The following is a 22,701-nucleotide window of genomic DNA, read 5'->3' on the forward strand; positions in this document are numbered from 1 at the left end:
GTCAGCCGAAGGCGATGTGAAGCCCCACGCTCGCGGTGGCCCCACCGGCGCTGAGGATGAAGTTGTGTCGTCCTTCGTTGCGGAAGACCATCTGCATCGGCAGGAACCAGAATCGATTCTCGCCTGTGAAGCCGGCACCGGGGATCTGCAGGCCCCGCTGATTCACGATGTGTTCGCCCGTTGCGTCGAGCACTTCGAGCGTCGCGGGAAAGTCCATGCCTATGTCGTCCGGTCCTGTCTGTAGTAACGCGACCAGACGGCATTCGAGCATGCGGGTGTCGCGAGGGACGGTGCAGGTGTCCCAGACACCGCCGAGAATGTCGAGCATGTCTTCGCTGACTCGCGCGTACTCCGCGAAGAACAGCCCGGTGATGATCATCGGCTTCGGCCACCTCTTTCGCCCAACACTGGCGTCGGGGTTGACAGTCGTATCGACAACCCTAAGCGGCCAGGGAGCCACTTGCTGACGCAGCGGCGCGTCGATGCAGAACCACCGTCAGTGCGATGGCAACCACGATGCCGATCAGGGGTGGTATTCCGAATTCGAGTTCCCCGGACAACCATGCGAGGAATGCGGCAAAGGCGTACACCGCGAGATGACGCCAGTGCACCAGCGGGGGAGTGTGCCCCTCGGGGATGCCCCGACGCCAGCGGCACAGGAAGTCACCGATGAGAACACCGCCCAGCGGGGGAATGAAGGTGCCGAGCAGGCTCAGGTAGTCGACCAGATGGTTGTGCACACCGACGAGCGCGAGCAGGGTCCCGATGACGCAGCCGCCGATGATGAACGGTGCCTTGCGGGGATGCCGAAACATTTCTGCGCCGGCGACGCCGAAGGCATATGCGGTGTCGGCGTTGCTCTTCCACAGGTTGCCGAACAGCAGGATCAAGCCCCAGCCGACGAGTCCCAGGTTGTAGAGAACCAGAACGAAATCGCCCTCACCGAAGGTGATTGCTCCGATCGCTCCGAACAGAATCATCATTCCGTTGCCGAGAAGGAACCCGATGATGCACGCCCACGCCGCTTGCGACCCGGATCGTGCGAATCGAGTCCAATTGGGTGCCTGTGTCCCCGCGGAGACGAAAGTGCCGACGACCGTCGTGATGGCGAGCGTGACCGTCATGGTCGTCGTGGGTGCGATCGACGTCAGACCGGAGAACCCACCGACCTCGTCGAGAGAGCGGGAGACCACCCAACACGCCAAGGCAATAATCAATGGCGTCGACACGACCGAGACCCAGTACATCCCGCGGTATCCGTAGCAGGCGGTGATGCACATGAGGATGCTCGCACCGATCATGACCGCCGCCCGCGCGGCATAGGATTCCCAGCCCAATGCCTGCGAGGTGAGCTCACCGATGGTGCCGATGATGACGCCATACCAACCAATCTGCGTACCACCGAGGAGCAACGACGCGAGCTTGGATCCGCGGGTGCCGAAGCTGTAACGCGCCATGAGCACGGTCGTCAAACCTGTACGTGCACCGGCAAATCCCATCATGGCCACGTACGCGCCCAGAATCGCCGAGCCGGCGACGATCACCAGGATGAGGGTCCAGAAACTGAACGCCGTGCCGAGCGCAGCACCGGCCAGCATTGTCGGCGTGAAGATGGTAAAGCCCAGCAGCACAATGGCCAACGAGAAGAACGGCTTGCGGGCAGTGCGGGGCACGGGCGTGACGGGGTAGTCCAGGTCGACCGGTTCGTCGGCCTTCTGTGCGGTGGACTCGTGATCGGCTCGGTTGCTCATGCCTCCTCGCCGATGTCTTCGAGCCACAGGCCTGGGCGCTCCGCCAACATGCGTTCCATGAGCTGCAGACAGGCGGGGTCGTCGACGACGTCGAGCTGTACTCCATGCTCGCGCAACAGACTCTCCGACATCTCGAACGAGCGGTTCTCGCCGATGACGATTCGCGGAATCTCGTACAGCAATGCGGTTCCCGCGCACATGAAGCACGGGGACAGGGTGGTGTAGAGAACGGATTTGCGGTACACCGAAGCCGGTAGTCGCCCCGCTCGCTCGATGCAGTCGGTTTCGCCATGACGAATTGCGCTGTCCATCTGCACGCGTCGGTTCCGTCCCACCGCCAGTACTTCGCCGTCGTGCACGAGTGCCGCGCCGATGGGAACGCCGCCCTCCTCCCAGCCGATCTGTGCCTGTTCGATTGCAAGTCCGAGGAAGTACTCGTCGGTGTGCGCGGGATCGGTCAAGGGGTCCTCCTGAAGCGTCTACGAACGGTGAGGGTGATGCGTGCCATCAGTCGACCAGGCCTCGCACAGATTGCCAAGGGACAACGTGTCACTCGAGCAATAGTCGATCTGGAGCACTGTGTCCCGTCGGCGGAGCATGAACGAATGCTGCCGACTCTGCGAAACGTTCTGGCGCTGCCGTCTTTCGAAGCGGCTGCTGTCGAGGTACTCACGGGCTCACCCGACACCGTGGTCGTCCGCTGGGTGCATTCGTCCGAGGTCTACGAGATGGGCGGCTTGCTGTCGGGCGGAGAACTGTTGTTGACCACCGGACTCGGCCTCCAGGGACGATCGGCCCAGCAGCTGACCGCCTACGTCGACCAACTGGCCGACGCGGGATGTGCGGCTCTCGCAATGGAAGTCGGGCGCTCATTTCTCGTGGCACCGCCGGAATTGGTCGAGGCCGCGCGTCGCCGAGGGGTGGCATTCCTGACGCTGCACACGATCGTGCCCTTCGAGCGGATGGTCGAGGACTTCCACGACCTCGTAATGAGGCGCCGGCTCGGAATGCAGCGCACCGGAGAGCCGGTCTGGCATCAGCTCATGGACCTCGTCGTGGCGGGGCAGGGCATGATTGCCCTACTCGACGCGATCGCACGCCTGGCCGGCTGTGGCGTCGATCTGCTCGACGCGGAGGGCCGCGTCGTCGATCACAACGCTACCGCTGCGCCGCGATCGGCCGATGAAAAAACGTTTCTCGATGTGCGCGGACCCGCGGGCTCGCTCGGTCGGCTCGTGCTGGCCGGACGGACCACCGCACGGCGCTCGGCCATCGGTCACTGCGCGGCCGTGGCGGTAGCTCTGGAACTCGGTCGACATCCCGGCCTCGGTCCCCGGCAGTCCCGTGCACAGGCCGTGATCACCGATCTCGTGGGAGGCACGTCGACCTCACACGGTGACCTGGTCGAGCGCCTCGGCGCAGCCGGTTGGGCACCCACCGAAGGCCACCATGTTCTGGTGGCCGCCGTCGACGTCGATCAACGAACCCCGGCGCGCGAGCTGTTGATTCCGGTTCGAGAGGCGGTCGAGTCCGTCCTCGGGCGGTGTTTGGTCGGGGTGGCTGCGAACCACGTCGTCGTGCTCGCGCAGGGCTGGGTGCAGCCGTCGCCTGCGCGAGTTCGCTCCGCGTTCAACGAGATCGAGGCTCTGCTCCGCGGCGGATCTCATGGTTCAGCATTGCGCACGATCGGTGCGTCGGCTGCGGTTCTCGGGTTGTCTCACATCTCCGATGCGATCGGCCGAGCGCGTGAGGTGGTCCAGATCGCGCGGCGCTTCGGAACTCGCACCGGTGTTCTGTGCGCGCGATGTCGGTGTTCAACGGTTGCTGGGCGCGTGCGTACCGGCCATGATCACGGAGTTCGTCACCGAACAGCTCGGTGACGTGATCGCTTTCGACACCGAGCACTCTGCCGATCTCGTGCGAACCCTCGATGCCTTCGTGGCGAACGGCGGTAGTAAAGCCCAGACCGCGATCGGACTGGGCATCAGGCGACAGTCTCTCTACGCCCGGTTGTCGCGACTCGACACGCTCCTGGGCACCTCGCTCGATGATCCGACGCACCTGGCCGGTCTGGGACTCGCTCTGACGGCGTGGCGTATGCAGACAGGTGTTGACCCGCAGGCCGCATTCGCGCGTACATCGCGCTGCGGAAGCTGACCCCACTCGATCGGAAACGTCGTGGACCCAGTCCTGTGAGGCCCCAACCTGTGTGCCCATCTCACGGCGTGAAGGTGGTGGCCGACGGGGCCAACATGCCGACCACACCGGACGCCGTCCAGATCTTCCGCGACGCCTCAGTGGCGTTCGCACCTGGCAAGGCGGCCAATGCCGGGGGAGTGGCTACCTCCGCTCTCGAGATGCAGCAGAACGCATCTCGTGACTCGTGGAGTTTCGAGTACACCGACGAACGCCTCGCCGCGATCATGCACGGAATCCATCACCGAACCATCGCGACCGCCGAGGAGTACGGCAAGCCGGGCGACTACGTCCACGGCGCGAATATCGCCGGTTTCATCAAAGTCGCCGACGCGATGATCGCTCTCGGCATCGTCTGAAGCACCGCCCTCATCACCGACTGGCCTTTTGTCTTCTTTCGGCTACAGTCGGCTGCACGAGCTCGAACCGAAAGAAGGTGTGTCGCTGTGATCCCCGATGGAGCAGAGGTGCGGTAGCGTTCGCGCTTTCGTCACCTCGTTCGATCCTCGGTCCCTCGACTCCGTCCTGGACCCGATTTCAGCGCCACCACTTTCGACCACCGGCCGTTCTGATCGCGCTCGGTAAAGCCTGTCCGTCGGCTCATCGAGAAACAGCGGTCATCGAATATTCATCTCGAATCGGCGGGCGCAGTTATGCGTCCGTACATCGCGCAACGACGTGCTGCTCGAGAACTCTCACAACCCCAGTCACACAGGAGAAACCGTGACCACTATCGATCACCTGCCGTTCGACACACCCGCACCCCGTGAGCAACAACTGTCGGAGCTACTGGAGAGCCGAGTGATGGCTTTCAACAACGTTCTGGTGCAACGTGCTTCGGGTGACCTGGACAACAACGACGCGTACCACCGCGCTCGCGCCGAGCTGCAGCGCATCGATCGCACGATCGCAGAAGTGAAGAGCCGCATCGCAGAATCGGACGCATCGAAAACCATCGACCGCGATATCGCCGGCCCAGGATCTGCTGTCACCATCATGTTCGATGGTGACGAGAAGGACGTGGACACCTTCGTGCTGGTCGAACACGCGATGGAGAGCAGCGGCCGAACCTGCTCGACCGCTTCACCTTTGGGCGCTGCCTTGGACGGGAGTCGAGTGCGTGACGTACGCACGTACTCGCTCCCCTCCGGTGCCGAAAGCACAGTGACAATCCTGGGCATCACCTGGCCGTGAGGGTGTTGCAGTGGCCTGCTCGTCGAGAAACGACTAGCTGATCAGCGCACGCACCGGCGTCGGCTCCCGGCCCAACAAGGCTGCGGTGACGGCACTCCCGGCCAGAAAGTCCCGGTCGTCGTAGAACTCGAACATTGCCCCGAGTCGATGTTGCTCATCGGCGGACATCGAGTCGCTGTGCAGCCTCATCCATTCATCGATACTCGAGGACCTGGAAGCGACCACACGGCCGGTGGCCACCTCGACCAGACGAACCACGTCTCGGACACTGAGCGCTTCCGGCCCACCGAGCTCGTACGTCGCCCCATGGTGCAGCTCAGGTCCCTCGATGAGGACCCGGGCTGCCACCTCGGCCACATCGTCGAGGCTGACGAGCGAGAACTTACTGTCCAGGCTGTAGGGCACAACAAGATCGGTACTGCTCCCGTCCAAAACCGCCTCGAAGTTCTGCGCATAGGCACACGGTTGCAGGATGGTCCAGTGCATTCCGTGCTCACTGCAGATGGCACGAAGATCGTCCTCGCAGCGGGCCTTGTCCATGTGATGCGGCATCCTCGGGCTGTAGGGCCACGCCACCGAGTGGTAGACGACGTGGTCCACTCCGGCGGACGCCGCCGCGTCCAGCGCCCGCAACACTAGAGCCGGCTCGTCCGGATGCACATTGGGTGCAATGAAATACACCCCACGGCACCCGGTGAAGGCCTCGGCAAGGCCTTCACCGGTCTCCAGGTCCACCGGATAGTCCGGCGCAGAACGGCGTAGCCGCCGCACCAGCGCAATGCCGTCGAGTGCATCTGCGACGGCTCGTCCGGTCTTACCCGTGGCACCGACGATCGCGATGTCGGTGCCACGGGACACATCAAGCTCCATCAGTGAATCTCAGCGATCGATGAAGTCGTACTCGGCGAACTTCGCGCCACCGGAGAGGCGTTCGTAGCCCGGCCCACGATCGAAGAACGGCTCATCGAGGCCGCGTGCATTGCGCATCTCCGCGCGGAGCTTCTCCGATGCATCGACATCCGCGGTCGCTGTGCCGTCGGCAATCACGACGCCGTAGTCCGTGGCCGCGAACTCGCGAGACACTTTGCCCCACAGCACGTCCTGCTCGACGGATTCGATGGGACGCTCGAGCGGATCGCCCCAGCCGCCGCCACCCGTCGTGCGGATACGGATGGTGTCGCCCGCCAGGATCGGCTCGGCATCGGTCAACGCGTCGAACTCACGCTCGTTGGGCTGACCCGGATTCAGCGTTACCGAGAACGATCCGCCGGCCTTGCCGCCCTTGACGCCCCAGCACGCAAGAATCGAACGGTCGGCGATGGACATGAAGTGCGCATCCTTGAGCATCCGGATGTGCTTCTCGTAGCCGAGGCCGCCGCGGTAACGTCCGGCACCGCCGGAATCCTTGGCCAAGCCGAGCTTTTCGACGATGAACGGGAAGCGGCTCTCGGTGAATTCGGTCGGCAGGTTCCGCGAATCGGGCACAACGTGGATGGTGTCCTCACCGTCCGCGTAATGCCGTCCACCGGAGCCACCGCCGAGCACCTCACGCATGAGGTACGAGTTTCCGTCGAAGTCGTCGCCGTACACGCCCGTGTAGCGGATGGTCTCCTGATCGGCAGGCATGTTGCCGTCCACAGCTTTTGCCACGACGCCGGCGAGCACACCGAGCAGACGCAGGATGACGAACGTCCGAGCGTTGGTCGGGGCCGGGAAGATCGGGGTGATGAGCGTGCCCTTTTCGGGGAACTTCATCTCGATCAGCGGGATGACGCCCTCGTTGACGTCGAGCTCGGCCATACGCTCGGGGGAGTCCGCGAGGTTGCGGAGCACCGGCGCAAGCCATTTGGCCAGGAAGTTGCCGTCGGCGTAATCACCGCAGTGGTTGATCGGGCCCTTGGCCTGCGGCCCGGTGCCGGTGAAGTCGAGGATGAGGCGCTCGCCGCGCTCGTCCTCGGGGCCGGTCTTGGTCAACGTGATCCGCTGAACGTGCAACATCGGCTCGTCGACGCCGTCGTGCTCGGCGTAGTCCTCCCAGGTGTATTCACCCTTCGGGATCTTGCTCAGGATCTCGCGACGGTAGATCTCGGTGGTGGCATCCATCATGGAGTCGAAGCACGCCTCGACGGTATCGACGCCGTAGCGCTCGTACAGCTCCGTCATCCGCCGAGCACCCATCAGGCACGCGGAACACTCGGCGTCGAGATCGGCGGCCAACGCGTCGGGCATGCGCGAGTTGCGCGTCATGATCGTCAACGCGGCCTGGTTGGGTACGCCCTGATCCCACAGCTTGATCGGCGGAACCATCAGGCCCTCTTCGTACACGGTGGTGGCACCGGACGGCATGGAGCCGGGGCAGCAGCCGCCGATGTCGTCGTGATGGCCGAAGGCCTGCACGAAAGCAACGACGGACGGCTCGGTGTCGCCGGGCTTCGTTGCGAACACCGGCACGGTGACACAGAGGTCAGGGAGGTGGCCGATGCCACCCTCGGAGAGATAGACGTCGTTGTGGAAGTAGACGTCGCCCGGCTTCATGGTCTCGAGCGGGAAGTCGCGAGCCACCGGATGCACCAGCGCGGAGTAGGAACGCCCCGTCAGCTTGCGCAGATTGCGGTCGTGAATTCCGGCGCGGAAATCGTGGGCGTCACGAATCATCGGTGACCGCGACGTCCGCGAAATGGCCGTCTCTACTTCCATTTCGACGCTTGCGAGGTAGCCGGCCACGATCTCGACGAGAACGGGATCAGGCGCAGGCGCGTCGACCGGAGAGAGCCGGTAGGGCTTGTTGTTCACCATGTCGATGACGGTCATCAGTTCGCTCCGTTCGAGTCGAGAGTGCGGGTGATGCGGACGTTGCCGAACGTGTCGATGCGGGCGGAGAAGCCCGGATCGATCGGCACGGTGGAGCTGAATTCTTCGATGACGGCCGGTCCGGTGATCGTGTCGCCGGCACCGAGATCCGCACGGCTGTATATGGCGGTCTCGTGCCACCCGTCGAAGTACGCCTGACGGGTTCCGGTGCGGGCACTTTCGGCTCCGGTGCCCGCGGCGATCTCCGACAGCACGGGGCGCTTGATGGGGCCGATACCGCTGACCCGCAGGTTGACCCACTCGACGAACTGACTCTGATCGCCGCGGAAGTCGTAGCCGTACAGCTCACGGTGCGCTTCGTGGAAGGCCTCGGCGGCCTGATCGATGCTCGCCTGGGTGATCTCGCCGTCGGCAATCGGTACGCGCACCTCGAAGGCCTGACCGAAGTAGCGCAGGTCGGCCGAGCGTGCGTAGCGACGATCCTCGGGAGCGAAGCCTTCACCGGCGAGTGCCTCGTCGGCACGGGCAGCGAGCACTGCCAGCTCCGACTCCAGGTCCTCCGCGCGCAGTCGGTCGTGCCGACTGACGTGCGTCTGCACGTAGTCGTTGCGCACATCGACGGTGAGCAGACCGAACGCCGAGACGTTGCCCGGATTGAGCGGCACCAGAACATCTTTCAGACCCAGGATGTCCACCAGGCGGCAGGCGAGCAACGAGCCCGAGCCGCCGAACGTGACAAGGGTGAAGTCGCGAACGTCGAGGCCACGCTTGACCGAGATCTGCCGCAGCGCATTCGCCTGGTTCCAGGCCGACACCTCGAGGATGCCGGTGCCGCAGGCTTCGACTTCGAGCGAGAGCTGGTGCGCGAGGTCTTCGATCCCCTTGCGTGCCAGGTCGGTATCGAGCGGAATTTCGCCGCCGAGCAGGTGGGGAGGAATGCGGCCGAGCAGGACGTGGGCATCGGTGATGGTGGGCGCGGAGCCGCCGTTTCCGTAACACATGGGCCCGGGATCGGCACCGGCCGAATGTGGCCCGACGCGCAGCGTGCCCTCGGGTGTCATCCAGGCGATCGATCCTCCGCCCGCGCCGACGGTGACGACGTCGATCATCGGGATCTTTGACGGGTAGTTGCCGACGCGTCCCTCGGTGGTCAGCGCGGGCTCGCCGCGGACCACGACGGTCACGTCGGTGGAGGTGCCGCCGCCGTCGCACGTCAACACCTGTTCGACGCCTGCAGCGCTGGCTACCAGGGCCGCACCCAGCGCGCCAGCGGCCGGCCCGGACAGCACGGTGGTGATGGGCTGGTGCACAACCTCTTTGGCGGACAGGACGCCGCCGTTGGACTTCATCACGTAGAACGGCACGTCGCGTGCATCACCGGATTCGGTGGCGAACTCCCGCAGGCGGTTCGCGATGTTGTTGACGTAGCTGCGAATGTTCGGCTTCACGGCCGCGTCGACCAATGTGGTGATGGCGCGCTCGAATTCGCGGTACTCACGCAGTACCTCGGTGGAGATGGAGACCGTCGCCTCGGGGTATTCCTCGAGCAGGATGTCGCGGACGCGCTGCTCGTGATCGGGGTTGGCATAGGAGTGCACCAGGCACACGCCCAGCGTCTTGACGCCCTCGGCCTTGAAGAATGCTGCTGCCGCGCGCACATCGTCGTCGTTGAGGGGGCGGATCTCGTTGCCATCGAACGAGAGCCGGCCACGAATGGTACGAACGCGGTGCGCGGGCACGATGCGATCGGGCTTGACCCAGAAGTAGGAGTTGCCGTAGCCGTCGGGTACCGACTGCCGCGCGATCTCGAGTACATGCTCGTAGCCCTCGGTGGTGATGAACCCCAGGTTCTCCACCTTGCCTTCGAGCAGCTTGTTGGTAGCGACGGTGGTGCCGTGGCTGACGGCGCTGAGCGAATCGCCGGATACGCCGAGCTGGCGAAGTACCTTGTCGATGCCGGTCAGGAATCCCTCGGCCGGATCACTGGGAGTCGACGGAGTCTTGGTGGTCACCATGGCTCCCGACTCCTCGTCCACTGCCACGACGTCGGTGAATGTGCCACCGGTGTCGATACCGACCCGAATCTTTCGTGGTTCCACGCTTCCTCCTCAGTATGGTTCGTAGGCCACGCGTCCGAAGCTCGGATCTGCGGGTGCCTGACGTGTACTCATATTCGACCCGTTATGCGCGTCACAATCTTTGTCACAAGGTGCCAAACTCCGACCGCGCATTTGAGCTCCGCGCGCCCTGCAGCACCGTCGAATTGGCAGTACTTGCAATGCAAAAGGCCGCCCACCCCTAGGGGCGAGCGGCCTTCTGCCTACAAAGCTGGTTCGAGCTACCGATTACACGACGAGCGGGTGAGCACGCTGCCCAACACAACTCCGGCCAAGGCGATACCCGCGCCCGCCGCGGCGGCGATCAGCGCGCCCTTGACCGACGCCGCAGCAGCTGGAGCGCCTGCAGCGACGGACTGTCCACCTGACGCCGCGACCGGCAGCGCGATGGAGCCACCGGTTGCGCCGGCGGGGGAGGCCTCGGCCGGTGCGGCCGCCTCGGGCACCCCGTTGGCGATGACGCCGTCGAGTCCGTTGAAGAACACCCCGGCCATCTTCTTGGCGACACCGGTGATCATGCGCTGCCCGACGCCGCCGACCATTCCGCCGACCACGGCATCGGCGTCGTAGCTGAGCAGGGTGCCGCCGCTCTCGGTCTGCTCGAGCTTGATGGTGACATCGGCGCGCACGGTGCCCGGCGCGCCTGCTCCGGAGGCGGTCATGACGAACGACTCGGGCCGATTCTGTTGCGAGAGGAGCACTTCACCGTCGTACGTGCCCTTGATCGCTGCGACCCCGGCCGTGATGGAGAGCTTGTAGTGGTCGTCGGTCAACTGCTCGAGCGACTGCACACCGGGAATGGTCGCGGCCAGTACTCGGCCGTCCTGCATGCTGTCGTACACCTCGGCGGGAGGTGCGGCCAGCGTTGCGGTGCCTGCGATTCTCATGAAATCTCCTTGGATGTCTGGGCGACCGCATGGGTCAGCCGCAGCTCGTACAGGTCGGACGGGGATATGGGCATGGAGGTGATCGGGAAGCCTTCGGCGTCCTCGACCGCTGCCGCGATGACGGCAGTGGTGGGAATGACGCCGGCTTCACCGGCACCCTTCATTCCCAACGGGTTGAGGCCGGACGGGGTGACGGTGTGATCCATCTCGATCGTCTCGGGAACTTCGGTGACGAACGGCATGAGGAAGTCCATGAACGAGGCGTTGAGCAACTGTCCGTGCTCGTCGTAGACGATCTTCTCGTACAGAGCGCCGCCGATACCCTGGGCGACGCCGCCGTGGATCTGGCCCTCGACGATCCGAGGGTTGATGACGTTGCCGCAGTCGTGCACCACGGCGTAGCGCTCGACGTGGATTTCGGCTGTCACCGGGTCGGTTTCGACGATTGCCGCGTGAATGCCGGACGCGAACGTCGAGCGCGGGGGAGAGTAGTACCCGGTCGCTTCGAGTCCCGGCTGTTCGCCCTCCGGCACCGGCGGGATCGTCATGTCGGTGTCCATCTTCGCGAAGCCTGTCGCCTGCCTCGACTCCTTGTCGAAGGCGTACCGCAGCGGATTGGACAGCACGGCAACAACTCCGAGCGAGATCGACGTGCCCTCGGCTCCGGGTTCAGTGCCGATCTTGCTCACGTAACCCCCGCGCAGTTCCAGCTCGACGGGATCGAGATCGAGTGCACGCCCGGCGATGATCTTCGCCTTCTCGGCCACCATCTGCGCGGCCACGTGGAATGCCGATCCCGACATGACCGCACCACGAGAGGCGAACGTTCCGACGGCATAACCGAATCGACGCGTGTCGCCGGTGGTGATCTCGATATCGGCAATCGACACACCCAGATCATCGGCGATGATCTGCGCGAACGTCGTCTGATGGCCTTGGCCCTGGGTGGTCAAGCCCGTCGCGCCCTTGATCTTTCCCGAGTTCTCGATCAGGACGTGCGCGCCCTCGTACGGTCCGGGGCCGGTGCCCTCGACGTACGCGCCGACGCCGATGCCGACCGTGCGACCCTGCGCCGCAGCCTGTTTCTTGTACTCGGGGAAGCCGTCCCAGTCGATCAGTGCCTTGAGCTTGTCGATCCCGGCCTGGTAGTCGCCGGTGTCGTAGATCAACGGCCGACCGTCCTGGAACATCAGACCGAAGTCGTAGGGCATCTCGTCGGGCCGGATCAGATTCTTCTCGCGTACCGCCAACCGGTCTTTGCCGAGATACTGGGCGATGGCGTCCATCGACCGCTCCATGGCGAAGACGCCCTGCGGACGGCCGGCACCACGGTAGGGAATGACGATGACGGTGTTGGTGTACAGCGAATAACCGTTGCAGCGGAAAGAGACCGGCTTGTACGGCCCGAGCACCTGCGTCGCCGTGTTGATCAGCACGATGATGCCGTACGGCAGGTACGCACCGTTGTCGTGCCAGACGGTGAAGTCGAACGCCAGCAGCCGTCCTTCGTCGTCGAATCCCAGCGTGGCCTCCTGGACCTGTGCACGTTCGTGGGCGCTCGAGATGAAGTGCTCACGACGGTCTTCGACCCATTTGACCTCGTTGGAGATGCCGGCTCGGCCCAGCTGCCTGGCGGCCCACGTCACCATGACCTCTTCGGGCCAGGGGTGCATGATCTTGACGCCGAACCCGCCACCGACGTCCGGTGCGATGCAGTGAATCTTGTTCATCGCCATGCCGAGTCGCGCTGCGACGGCAGCACGAACCGAGGTGGAGGTCTGCGTCGACGACCAGAAGGTCAGCGTTTCCTCGTCGCTGTCCCACCGGGCATAGACGCCCTTGCCCTCCAGAGGCATTGCGGCGGATCTTTCGATGTCGAGATTCAGCGTGATTCGGTGCGGTGCGGTCGCCAATTCGCGGTCGATGTCGCCGAAGCTGTGCTGCAGATGGGCAGCCACGTTGTCGGGTACATCGTCGTGCACCTGCCGGGCCGCGACGCGTGCGGTGTCGATCCCGACGACCGGATCGAGGATGTCGTAAGTGACGTCGATTGCGGCGCAGGCATCCTCGGCCACGTACCGACTCTGCGCGATGACCATGACGATGGCCTCGCCGACGTGGTTGACCTCGTCCTTGGCGAGAGGAAAGCCGTTGCGCGGAGCGATGATTGCCGGGTGCGGGATCAACAGCGGCAAGCCCTCGGCCATCTCGGGAGAGTCCGCTTCGAGATCCTCGTAGGTGTAGACCGCGTGCACGCCCTGCATGGCGAGAGCAGCGTCGATGTCGATCCCGGTGATCCGCGCATGTGCGTGCGGTGAACGAACGAAGGCCGCGATCAGTGCGCCGTGCCCGAGGTCGTCGAGATACTTGCCCTTACCGCTGAGCAGTCGATTGTCCTCCGACCGCGACAGCGGCTGGCCGAAGAGTGGAGCGGTGTTGGTGGGGGTGTGCGGGGGGACCGTACGCGTGGTGCTCATGCTCGGCCCATCCGTCCGCCGACGGGACTGGTGGTGCCGCGAACTTTGCGATCGAGTGCAGCTCGGCTCGATTCGTCGTCCGGCCCGAGGGGGAATTCGCCCGCTCTCTCACGCTTGATCTCGGCGGCCCGCAGCACCGACGCCTTGATGTTCTGATATCCGGTACACCGGCAGATGTTGCCGGCGATGGCCTCGGTGGCTTCTTCCTGCGTCGGAGAATCGTTCTCCTCGAGGAACGCCGCGATGGTGGTAACGAATCCCGGTGTGCAGAAACCGCATTGAAGGCCGTGGCAGTCCTTGAAAGCCTGCTGCACGGGGTGCAGGGTGCCGTCCGGCTCGACGAGACCCTCCACTGTGGTGACGGTCTGCCCTTCGAGGCTGGCGGCCAGCATCAAGCACGCGCGGACGGGCTTGCCGTCGAGCAGAACGGTGCAGGCACCGCACACGCCGTGTTCGCACCCCACATGGGTGCCTGTCTGGCGAAGATTGTGGCGGATGGCATCGGATGCGATCGTGCGGGCGGGGACGACGATCGTCTGCTTCGTGGCATTGAGCGTGAACGTCACCTGTACGTGTTGTTCACCGGTTTCGGTCATCAGATCGTCAAGCTGTTGTTCGATATCTGTTGTCGTCATTACTGGTTCACTCCGGAATCGACGTGCAGTTCTTGCTGGTGAATGGACATCGAGGACACACCGTCGACTGCGGCGGCCATCACCACCCGTGCGGTCAGGGCTGCGACGAGTTGGGATCGGTAGGCTGCCGTGGCGTGGATGTCCGGCTCGGTCTCCACTCGCTTCCGCGCGTCTTCGGACAGTGCCCGCCACTTCGGATCTCGGGCGTCCGAGATCGATGCACCGGCGATGACATCGGTGTAGTCGACGACCTCGCCGAATTCACCGGCGGACACATAGGTGACGTGGGCGGTACGTACCGCGTCCTCGGACACCGTGACTTTGGCCGCGACCCCGACGAGCGCGTAATCGCCGTGGCGGCGCGCGATTTCGTCGATCGCGGTTCCCACACCGGGCTGGGCTGCGGGAACCGTTGCCGAGACGGCTATCTCGTCCGTTTCGAGCGAGGACTCCAGCGGCCCCAGAAACAGATCTTTCGCGGCGATCTCGCGGCGACCGCGGACGGACTGGACCGTCACCGAACCGTCGAGCAACCGGATCACGGCGGGCATCTCGGCCGACGGATCCGCGTGGACGATGGATCCGACGGTGGTCCCACGGTTCCTGATGGTCGCGTGGGCCACCAACTGAAGCGCTCGCCCGAGCAACGGCTGGGTCCGAGCGGCTTCTCGGTTCGATGCCACGGATTCGTGAGTGGCGAGTGCTGCGAACGTGACTCCCGACTGCGTCGACGCGGTGATGTCGGTGAGCCCGTCGATGCCGGTGATGTCGATCAGATTCCCGGGGGCTGCCAAACGCATCGACAGCATCGGAATCAGTGACTGCCCGCCTGCCAGGACCTTGCCGTCGACGCCTGCGAGGATCTGGCACGCCTCCTCGATCGACCGAGGCCGATGGTATGTAAGTGGCGAAGGTTTCATATCCCGATCCTGCCTGCCCGTATCGATAAGTGTTTCGTCAAGAGGTGACAAACGTCACGCGTCAGTGTGGCAATCGCTCGTTACCGCAACGGCTCGAGGGGTCCCATCTCGGTCGTGCCCCCGCGGGTGGCCGATCGACGGGTGGGCGAGTGTTCGGTGGGCGTCTTCATGTGCGCCGGGGCGATACGGGCGCACAGGTGGTAGAGCCCGATGACGACGATGGTGCCCAGGGAGATACCGCTCAACGAGAACGAGTCGCTGAAGACGAGCGAGGTGTCTCCGATGGCGATGATGAGGCCTGCCGCGACGGGCATCATGTTCAGCGGATTACCGAAGTCCACGCCGTTCTCCCGCCAGATCTTGGCCCCGAGCAGACCGATCATTCCGTACAGCACGACTGTGATGCCGCCGAGGACCCCGCCGGGCGTGGCCGAGATCAGTGCGCCGAACTTCGGGGAGAATCCGAGGATCATCGCAATGATTCCGGCGGCCGTGTACGCGGCCGTCGAATACACCTTGGTTGCAGCCATGACGCCGATGTTCTCGGCGTAGGTCGTCGTGGGCGATCCACCGACCGAGCTGGCCATGACGGTAGCCAGACCGTCGGCTGCCAGTGCGCGTCCCATCATGGGATCGAGGTCGTCTCCGGTCATCTCCGCGACGGCCTTGACGTGGCCGGCGTTCTCGGCGATGAGTGCGATGACGCCGGGCAGTACGAGAACGATGAACGCGAGACTGAACGACGGTGCGTGGATGCCCACGATGCCGTTCGCCTCGTCACTGAACGGAGGCAGGCCGAACCACTGCGAGGATTCGACGCCCGCCCAGTTGACCCGGAAGTGTTCGGTGACCATGCCGGCTGTCGCGTCGTAGGACGTGATGGGGCCCGATACGAGATCGAGGATCCACGAGAGCAGGTACCCGAACACCAGAGACAACAGGATCGCGATGCGGCCCAGGAATCCGCGGAGAGCCACACTCATGACGATGAGCACGAACATCACTGCGAGAGCGACCCATTGATCCTGGGGCCAGTAGGTGCTGGCGACCACGGGTGCCAGATTGAAGCCGATCAACATCACCACTGCGCCGGTGACGACCGGGGGCAGTACCTTGACCACCACACCGCCACCCATGACGTGAATCGCAAGGCCGGCAAGGGCCAGCACCAATCCTGATACCAGGATGGCGCCGGTGACTTCGGCCGATGTGCCACCCTGCGCGCGGATCGCGGCGACCCCGCCGACGAAGACTGCGGAGGTTCCGAGGTAACTGGGAATCCGACCCTTGACCATCAGCAGGAAGAAGATGGTGCAGAAGCCCGACATGAGAATGGCCAGTTGAGGATTGAGTCCCATGATGATGGGGAAGACGAACGTGGCCCCGAACATCGACACGACGTGTTGGCCACCGAGGCTGATGGTGCGGCCCCAGTTCAAACGTTCGTTCGGTGCCACCACCTGACCCGGTGCGACGTTCTTTCCGTCTCCGTGAATCTTCCAGATAGGCATTTCGAGCCTTTCTCCAACATGTCGAACCGAGTGGTTCGTGGGATGGGTAAATCGTTGTGGGACAACGCTACTGCGAGATAGGGCAGTCGCTACGAGCGGATTGTGCCAATGGCGCGGCCGCTCGGACGTCAGATGTGGTGGTCGGTCCCGCGCATTGCCATGATCTTGAGTGCGAGAGAGAGGTCCAGACGCAGATCCGGCCGATCGGTGAAGGGGCCCAACATCTTTTCGAGCTTCACGACTCGATATCTGAGAGTGTTGTAGTGGAAGTGCAGGGAGCGGGCGCTTTCCGCGATATTGATGTTCGTGGCCAGCAACACTTCGAGTGTCCTCCGCATATCCCGCGCTTCGTCGGTCTGTCGGGCGAGATCGTGGAGGGTCTCCCGGGTGAACGATTCGAGCTCGTCGTCGTTCTCCACCAGGCTCAGCAAGCGGAACACACCGAGTTCGTCGAACGTGGTGACGGCCCAGTCCCCGGAAATCTGATGCCCGACCTTCAACGCAGTTCGGGCCTGGCCGTACATCCCGGGAATGTCCTCCACCGCAGTGCAGCAGCGCGAGATGCCCACGCTGAACGGTTGCCTCCCACCACCGCCGTCGCCGTGCACTCGCTCGACGATGTCGTGTACGTCCGACACGGTGTGGGGGCCGCTGCCCATGATGATGACGGTTTCGGTGCCCAGTGCGGCGATCGCGGCGTGCGGGTCTCGCTGCGTCAGTGCTCCCGAGAAGGCCGACATCTGCCGGTCGACGAGTGGTCTACGGCTGGTCGTGGGTTCGTCGTCGTGCGGTTTGGGTTCGATCGCGACCACAACGACGGGTCGGCCGATATCCCACCCGAACCGTCGGGCATGCGCCACCGCGTGGGTGTGCTCACCGCCCCGGCCCAGCAGCAGATCACGGAGGAAGTTCGACCGGTGCTTCTCTTCGACCGCCGACAGTGCGAGATCGCGCGTGACGGCCACCGCGAACACTCCGGCTGCGGTGTCCGCGGCATAGAGGTCCGATTCCGTCAGCTGTCTCCGAGAGGAGAACAGGACGACGCGTCCGTGATCGGTTCCGTTCGCCGAGATGGCACGCACGGCTATCGAATTGTGCTGGAGCGAGCGCAGTCCCAGACCGCCGTCGATGGTGTCCGTCCGCAACCTCCCGGTGGAGTCGAGGGCGCTACTGCTCCGAAGTGCTTGCAGCTCGTCGTTGTTGCCGGCACTGGTGATCTCTCGCCCGTCGGCTGTGGTGATGGTTACGGCGACATCGCATTCGACGGCTGCCGCGGACGCCAAGTCTGCCACCCCGCCACCGGCCAGAGCGATCTCGGTGAGTGTCCGACGCAGACGTTCCGATCGAAACATGGCGCGCGTGTGCATCTTCGCTCTCGCGCGAAGGCCATCGGTGAGCGGGTGATCGGGGTCGAGTTGCTCGCTCGACGTCAGCAGTGGAAGGCCCAGCTCGTCCGCGCTCACCCGAATGCACTGTGGGACAGCGGTCGAGTCGTCGATCTGTACGACGATTCCGGCGATGCCGAGGGAATGTGCTCGGGCCAGGAACGTAGCTGTCGGCTCCTCGAGGTGGTCGAGAGTCTCGCATGTCGTCGACAGCAGGTCGCCCGGCCGCAGCCAGAACCACATGCCGCTGGGATCGTCGATGTGGTTGACCCGTGAGACCGATCGATCGAGTCCTCTGTGACCAGCGAGCAGGGTCGCGTGCTGCAGCACACTCGACGCGAGAAGGCTGTCGACTGTGTGCGCAGCCTCGGTGGTGCTCGTCGGCTGCTCGTCGATCGCTGTCAGCATCGCACGGCCGATCGCGACCGTACTCGATTGTGGTTGTCGGACAGTGCATCACGGTGAATGGGGCCGCTGAGGTCGCGCAGCTCGAGCCCGGTGGTCTGCCGTGCGGTCTTCAGGATTTCGGCGAGGATGGACACGGCCGTCTCTGCGGGAGTTCGTGCACCGAGGTCGAGACCGATGGGGGAGTGGAGCCGTTCGAGCTCGGTCTCGGTCACCCCACGCTCGGCGAGCAGTGCGATGCGGCGGCGGTGAGTGGACCGACTCCCGAGCGCGCCGACATACCCAGCATCACTACGCAATGCGCGCTCGAGAAGCGGAATGTCGAACTTCTCGTCGTGGGTGAGAACCGCGACCACCGTGCGCTCGTCGACCGGCGCCGTTTCGAGAAATGTGTGTGGCCACGAGACCACGACGTCGACGGCATCGGGGAATCGGGCCCGGGTGGCGAACACCGCGCGCGCGTCGACGACGGTGACGGCGTAGCCGGCGAACTTTGCCAGATGGCACAGTGCTGCGGCGAAATCGATGGCACCGAAGACGTACATCCGAGGCGGCGGTCCGAAGAGCTCCACCATGATCGAGCTTTCGTCGGCGTCGGTGATCCGGATGTCGTGTCCCGATTCGCCTCGTTGCAACGCCGCGCGGACGGACCGCCCCAGAGTCGATCCGTCGGCCGCAGCGTCGCCGAGTCCGTCGGCGTCCACGGTGACGTCCGATCCGAGAATCGCGTGCCGTGTCGGAGCCCCGGCCGTCAGGTCGGTGAGAACGGCGACCGGCTCGCCCTCAGTGATCAGTCGCGACACCTCCGCGAGAGACTCGCAGGCGTCGCTGTCGATGAGACGAACGAACACCTCGATGGTGCCGCCACAGGTGAGGCCGACCCCGATGGCGTCGTCGTCCGCAACGCGATAGGTCTCGCTCCTGGCGCAGCCGTCGGCGAGGACCTCGTTGGCAAGTTCGTACAAGGCACCCTCGATGCAACCGCCGGAGACGCTGCCGATCACCTGTCCGCGCGCGGACACTGCCATTGCCGCCCCGGCGGGGCGGGGCGAGGACTGCCAGGTTCGCACCACGGTGGCGAGGGCGAACGGCTCACGCTCGAGCAGCCACGGGGCCAGCTCGTCGAGGATGTCGCGCATGCCGCCGCCTTCCTACTGGATGAGTGATGCCCATCACGTTAGTTGGCGGCGCTGCCTCGACGTGAAACATAACTCGACCAAATCCGAAGCGCGTCATTGTAAGAAGTCGCCGTCGCCGTGCGCGTGGACTAGCCCAGAGCGGCAGCGATGGCGAGCGCCTGATGTTCGTGCCAGGGCCGAGCGATGATCTGAACCCCGATCGGGACACCGCTCTCGGAGTTCCCCACAGGAACGACCACCGACGGCACACCGAGGATGCTGATCGCCCGGCTGCTGGCGAGCGCCTGGGACCACGACAGGGTGGTGCCGTCGACCTCGAAGCCGGTCTGCTCGAGCGGTGGGGCGAGGATCGAGGCAACCGGAAGTATCAGGACGTCCCCCATCTCGGACAGCAACCGGTGCTGGAGTTCGGCGCGTCGCGCCCACAGCGCCTCGACTTCCGTTGCGGACCTGGGTCGGACGGCGGCGAGGATCGCCGAAATGTTCTCACTGAATTCGGCGGGCCCGTATTGCTCGATGTCGGTCTGGGTCTCGCAGGCACGTAACTGTGTGAACAGGTCGTTGCCGGAGCGCAGTGCAGTGCCGTCGTACCGTGCGACCGATCCGACGAACCGGGCGGTACGCAGCGCGGCCGCTTCGGCGGCGGCGCGTATCTCGGCGTCGACCGGAATGGTTCCTTCTCCTGCTGCCCAACGTATGTCGAGGTTGTCGATACGCACCGCTGCGGGGTCGATCCACCGGTACTGAGGTGACGACAGCACGCGCAGTGCCAGGGTGACGTCCTCGAGGGTGCGTGCCATCGGTCCGATGGTCTGAACCGTGCCGTGCATGGTCGCCGTGTTGGTCAGGACCCGATGATCGTGCAGCACACCGGGGTACTGGCCGTCCGGGTCGACCCTGCCCGGTGTCGGCCTGATCGAATACAGACCCGTGCAGTGCGCGGGCCAGCGCACCGAGCCGCCGAAATCGGTGCCCAGTCCCAGGACACTCATGCCCGACGCGATCGCCGCCGACTCGCCTCCGCTGCTGCCTCCGGGCGACAACTTCGTACCCGCCGGAGACAGTGGGTTGACGGTGTAACCGAACATGTCGTTGTGCGTGAGACCGCTGGAACCGAATTCGGGAGTGTTCGTCTTCCCGATGAGGACCGCATCTTCGGCGCGCATTCGAGCGACAGCGGGTGCGTCGATACGAGGAACGTTGTGCGCGAGGGCAAACGAGCCCGCGGTGGTGCGCACACCGGCGGTGGCGATCAAGTCCTTGACCGTGAACGGCACACCGGCAAGCTCGCCGACATGCTCACCACGGGCCACGCGGGCGTCGATGTTGTCGGCGGCAAGGAGAGCCGACTCGTCGGCAACCGTGACGATTGCGTTGAGATCGGCGTTGATTCGACCGATGTGTTCGATGTGTTGCTCGGTCACCTCGCGTGCCGAGAGGTTACCGGACCTCACCGCTGCCGCGAGGGTGCGAGCGTCGGTTCCGATCGAATTGCCCTCGAGCACTTGCTGTCTCCTTGTTGGTCGTCACAGCCCCTTCATTTCCGCCACGCGCAACGCGAGTGCAACATCCAGGCGCAGAATCGGATCGGTGGTGAAAGGGCCGACGATGGACTCCAGCTTGCCGATTCGGTAGCGGAGGGTGTTGTAGTGAAAGTGCAGTACGCGTGCTGTTTCGGCGACATTGCAGTTGGTATCCAACAGCGCTTGCAGCGTCTGGCGCAGATCGACGGCATCGGCGTCGTCGCCCGCGAGCGAGCCCAACACTTCGCTCGCGAACGCCTGCAACTCCGCAGCATCGGTCACCAGGGACAGCAGGCGGTGCACACCCAGCCCGTCGAAATGAGCCACCGAGCCGTTACCGCTCATGCGCCGCCCGACCATGACGGCCTTGCGTGCTTGATCGTAGGCGCGCGGAATGTCGGCGACGGAGTCGATGACTCGGCTGACTCCTGCGCCGAACGAGTTACGGCCACCACCCTTGTCGCCGGCCACGGCCGCGATCAGATCGTCGACCACCTCGTGCTCGGTCCCTGGCTCGGCCGGCATGAGAATGACGACCTCGTTGCTGAATCCGACAACGGGTGCGCGTCGATCCCGACGCCGCACGACTTGTTGCCAGGCTGCAGTGAGCCGCTCCTGCGGCAGCCGTCCGGAGACCGCGGGTTTCACCGAATTGCGTACGGCCGCTTCGGCGATCTCGTCCAGTTGAGCCACGATGACGACCATGCGTCGGTTGACGTCCCAGTCCAGCTGCGCGCAGTACTCGATGATCTGTTCGGGGGATTCTGCCGCGCCGTTGAGAACATCGCGAAGGAAATCGCCTCGAAACTTGGATTCCACCGCCGAGACCGCGAGCTTCTTGATGACCGCCAACGCGACGACCGTGGCCGCCCGTTCGAGAGACTGCATGGTGACGGGTCCTAGGCGTCCGGCCTCGGCCACCGCAACGATGAGGCCGTGGTCGGTACCGCCCGCGATGATCGGTGCGACCGCGATGCGGTGCGTGTCGTCACCTGGCACCGGCTGAAGCCCTTCGTGGAGGCGCTCGGTGAGCAGTCGACCTGAAGGATCGAACAGCGGCATCTCCTCGAGTGCAGCAAGATCGGCATCGGCACCGGCCGTCGCCTGGACTCTGCCGTCGGGAGTGCAGATGAGCACCGACGCCTCGAAGAGAGTGGCCACCTCGTCGGCGATCTGCGGCAGGTCTCCGCCCTCGAGCACGATCGAGGTGAGTGCTCGATGCATTCGGTCGGCGATGTCGAGTGCCCACGCCTGCCGATCGACCAGGTGGGTGAAGACCTCGGAGATGACCTCGTCGAATCCCACATCGCGGCGAATGAGGAAGAGGGGAAGGTCGAGTCGATCCGCCGCCTCGATCATCGCAGCGGGGACTTCCCCGAAATAGCGGCCTTCCTTGACGCCGAGCGCTGCGGCACCGCGATCGGCCAGTCCTTCGACCAGCTCGACGAGCGCGTGTGCATCGAACGGACGTCCTGAATCGCCATGTCGCAGAGGGAAACCCGTCGTCAACAGAAGTTCGTTCTGTTTCACCCAGGGCAGGATGTCGGGAACTTCGATGACGTTGACGCGTCGGACGATCTTCTCGAGGCCACGCTCGCCAGCGACCAGAGTGGATCCGGAGAGGCTGGGCAGTGCGAGCAGTTCCTCGACCGTCAGTGCGTAACCCGCCGACGCTGGAAAGTCTCGTGCTCGTGGACGATCTTCACCGACGATGTCATCCATTGTTCGACCGTACTCTGCCACTCGATTC

General features: G+C 64.5%; 18 protein-coding genes and 1 pseudogene. 4 read left to right on the forward strand and 15 right to left on the reverse strand.

Annotation, left to right across the window (positions count from 1 at the left end; translation table 11 throughout):
* Position 1 precedes the first annotated feature (1 nt).
* From CH271_RS21970 to CH271_RS21980, 3 genes are all read right to left on the reverse strand, one after another.
* Positions 2-379: a hypothetical protein gene (locus CH271_RS21970; protein WP_094634815.1), complete on the reverse strand. Its 378-nt coding sequence runs from the start codon at positions 377-379 to the stop codon at positions 2-4.
* 61 nt (positions 380-440) lie between these two features.
* Entirely contained in the window at positions 441-1,751 is a 1,311-nt protein-coding gene (codB, locus tag CH271_RS21975) for a cytosine permease (RefSeq protein WP_094634816.1), read from the reverse strand.
* Positions 1,748-2,212 carry a nucleoside deaminase gene (locus tag CH271_RS21980; protein ID WP_032368971.1) on the reverse strand — a complete coding sequence of 155 codons (465 nt, stop codon included), beginning with the start codon at positions 2,210-2,212 and terminating at the stop codon, positions 1,748-1,750. Before CH271_RS21980 ends, codB begins: the two co-directional genes overlap by 4 nt.
* Positions 2,213-2,356: 144 nt before the next feature.
* Here CH271_RS21980 and CH271_RS21985 point away from each other — a divergent pair, with 144 nt between their 5' ends.
* The 4 genes and pseudogenes from CH271_RS21985 (at position 2,357) to CH271_RS21995 (ending at position 5,141) form a co-directional block, all read left to right on the forward strand.
* Positions 2,357-3,631 (forward strand): PucR family transcriptional regulator ligand-binding domain-containing protein, encoded by a 1,275-nt coding sequence (locus CH271_RS21985; RefSeq protein ID WP_256986493.1) that lies wholly within the window; start codon positions 2,357-2,359, stop codon positions 3,629-3,631.
* Positions 3,597-3,908 (forward strand): helix-turn-helix domain-containing protein, encoded by a 312-nt coding sequence (locus tag CH271_RS29420; RefSeq protein WP_256986494.1) that lies wholly within the window; start codon positions 3,597-3,599, stop codon positions 3,906-3,908. The genes CH271_RS21985 and CH271_RS29420 overlap by 35 nt, the downstream gene beginning before the upstream one ends.
* 59 nt (positions 3,909-3,967) lie before the next feature.
* Positions 3,968-4,306 (forward strand): annotated as a pseudogene (locus tag CH271_RS21990) (NADP-specific glutamate dehydrogenase); the annotation flags it as partial.
* 364 nt (positions 4,307-4,670) lie between these two features.
* Positions 4,671-5,141 carry a GreA/GreB family elongation factor gene (locus CH271_RS21995; RefSeq protein ID WP_143546097.1) on the forward strand — a complete coding sequence of 157 codons (471 nt, stop codon included), beginning with the start codon at positions 4,671-4,673 and terminating at the stop codon, positions 5,139-5,141.
* A gap of 33 nt (positions 5,142-5,174) precedes the next feature.
* Here CH271_RS21995 and CH271_RS22000 read toward each other — a convergent pair whose 3' ends face one another.
* The 12 genes from CH271_RS22000 to CH271_RS22055 form a co-directional block, all read right to left on the reverse strand.
* Entirely contained in the window at positions 5,175-6,011 is an 837-nt protein-coding gene (locus CH271_RS22000; RefSeq protein ID WP_094634818.1) for an NmrA family NAD(P)-binding protein, read from the reverse strand.
* 9 nt (positions 6,012-6,020) lie between these two features.
* Positions 6,021-7,952: a hydantoinase B/oxoprolinase family protein gene (locus tag CH271_RS22005; protein WP_094634819.1), complete on the reverse strand. Its 1,932-nt coding sequence runs from the start codon at positions 7,950-7,952 to the stop codon at positions 6,021-6,023.
* Positions 7,952-10,051 carry a hydantoinase/oxoprolinase family protein gene (locus CH271_RS22010; protein ID WP_094634820.1) on the reverse strand — a complete coding sequence of 700 codons (2,100 nt, stop codon included), beginning with the start codon at positions 10,049-10,051 and terminating at the stop codon, positions 7,952-7,954. Before CH271_RS22010 ends, CH271_RS22005 begins: the two co-directional genes overlap by 1 nt.
* A 239-nt stretch (positions 10,052-10,290) precedes the next feature.
* Positions 10,291-10,956 (reverse strand): SRPBCC family protein, encoded by a 666-nt coding sequence (locus tag CH271_RS22015; RefSeq protein WP_094634821.1) that lies wholly within the window; start codon positions 10,954-10,956, stop codon positions 10,291-10,293.
* Positions 10,953-13,433: an aerobic carbon-monoxide dehydrogenase large subunit gene (gene cutA / locus CH271_RS22020; protein ID WP_094634822.1), complete on the reverse strand. Its 2,481-nt coding sequence runs from the start codon at positions 13,431-13,433 to the stop codon at positions 10,953-10,955. The genes CH271_RS22015 and cutA overlap by 4 nt, the downstream gene beginning before the upstream one ends.
* Entirely contained in the window at positions 13,430-14,068 is a 639-nt protein-coding gene (locus tag CH271_RS22025; protein ID WP_094634823.1) for a (2Fe-2S)-binding protein, read from the reverse strand. The genes cutA and CH271_RS22025 overlap by 4 nt, the downstream gene beginning before the upstream one ends.
* On the reverse strand, positions 14,068-14,988 hold the full coding sequence (locus CH271_RS22030; protein ID WP_094634824.1) for an FAD binding domain-containing protein: 921 nt from the start codon (positions 14,986-14,988) through the stop codon (positions 14,068-14,070). The genes CH271_RS22025 and CH271_RS22030 overlap by 1 nt, the downstream gene beginning before the upstream one ends.
* Before the next feature lie 80 nt (positions 14,989-15,068).
* Positions 15,069-16,499, reverse strand: a complete 1,431-nt coding sequence (locus CH271_RS22035; RefSeq protein WP_094634825.1) for a uracil-xanthine permease family protein — start codon at positions 16,497-16,499, stop codon at positions 15,069-15,071.
* Positions 16,500-16,627: 128 nt separating this feature from the next.
* Positions 16,628-18,292 (reverse strand): helix-turn-helix domain-containing protein, encoded by a 1,665-nt coding sequence (locus CH271_RS22040; RefSeq protein ID WP_094634826.1) that lies wholly within the window; start codon positions 18,290-18,292, stop codon positions 16,628-16,630.
* Positions 18,286-19,428: an XdhC family protein gene (locus CH271_RS22045; protein WP_094634827.1), complete on the reverse strand. Its 1,143-nt coding sequence runs from the start codon at positions 19,426-19,428 to the stop codon at positions 18,286-18,288. The genes CH271_RS22040 and CH271_RS22045 overlap by 7 nt, the downstream gene beginning before the upstream one ends.
* 128 nt (positions 19,429-19,556) lie before the next feature.
* Positions 19,557-20,933, reverse strand: a complete 1,377-nt coding sequence (locus CH271_RS22050; protein ID WP_094634828.1) for an amidase — start codon at positions 20,931-20,933, stop codon at positions 19,557-19,559.
* Positions 20,934-20,954: 21 nt separating this feature from the next.
* Positions 20,955-22,673: a PucR family transcriptional regulator gene (locus CH271_RS22055; RefSeq protein ID WP_094634829.1), complete on the reverse strand. Its 1,719-nt coding sequence runs from the start codon at positions 22,671-22,673 to the stop codon at positions 20,955-20,957.
* Between the last annotated feature and the right edge of the window lie 28 nt (positions 22,674-22,701).

Source organism: Rhodococcus sp. 05-340-2, assembly GCF_002258915.1.
Taxonomy (GTDB): Bacteria; Actinomycetota; Actinomycetes; order Mycobacteriales; family Mycobacteriaceae; genus Rhodococcoides.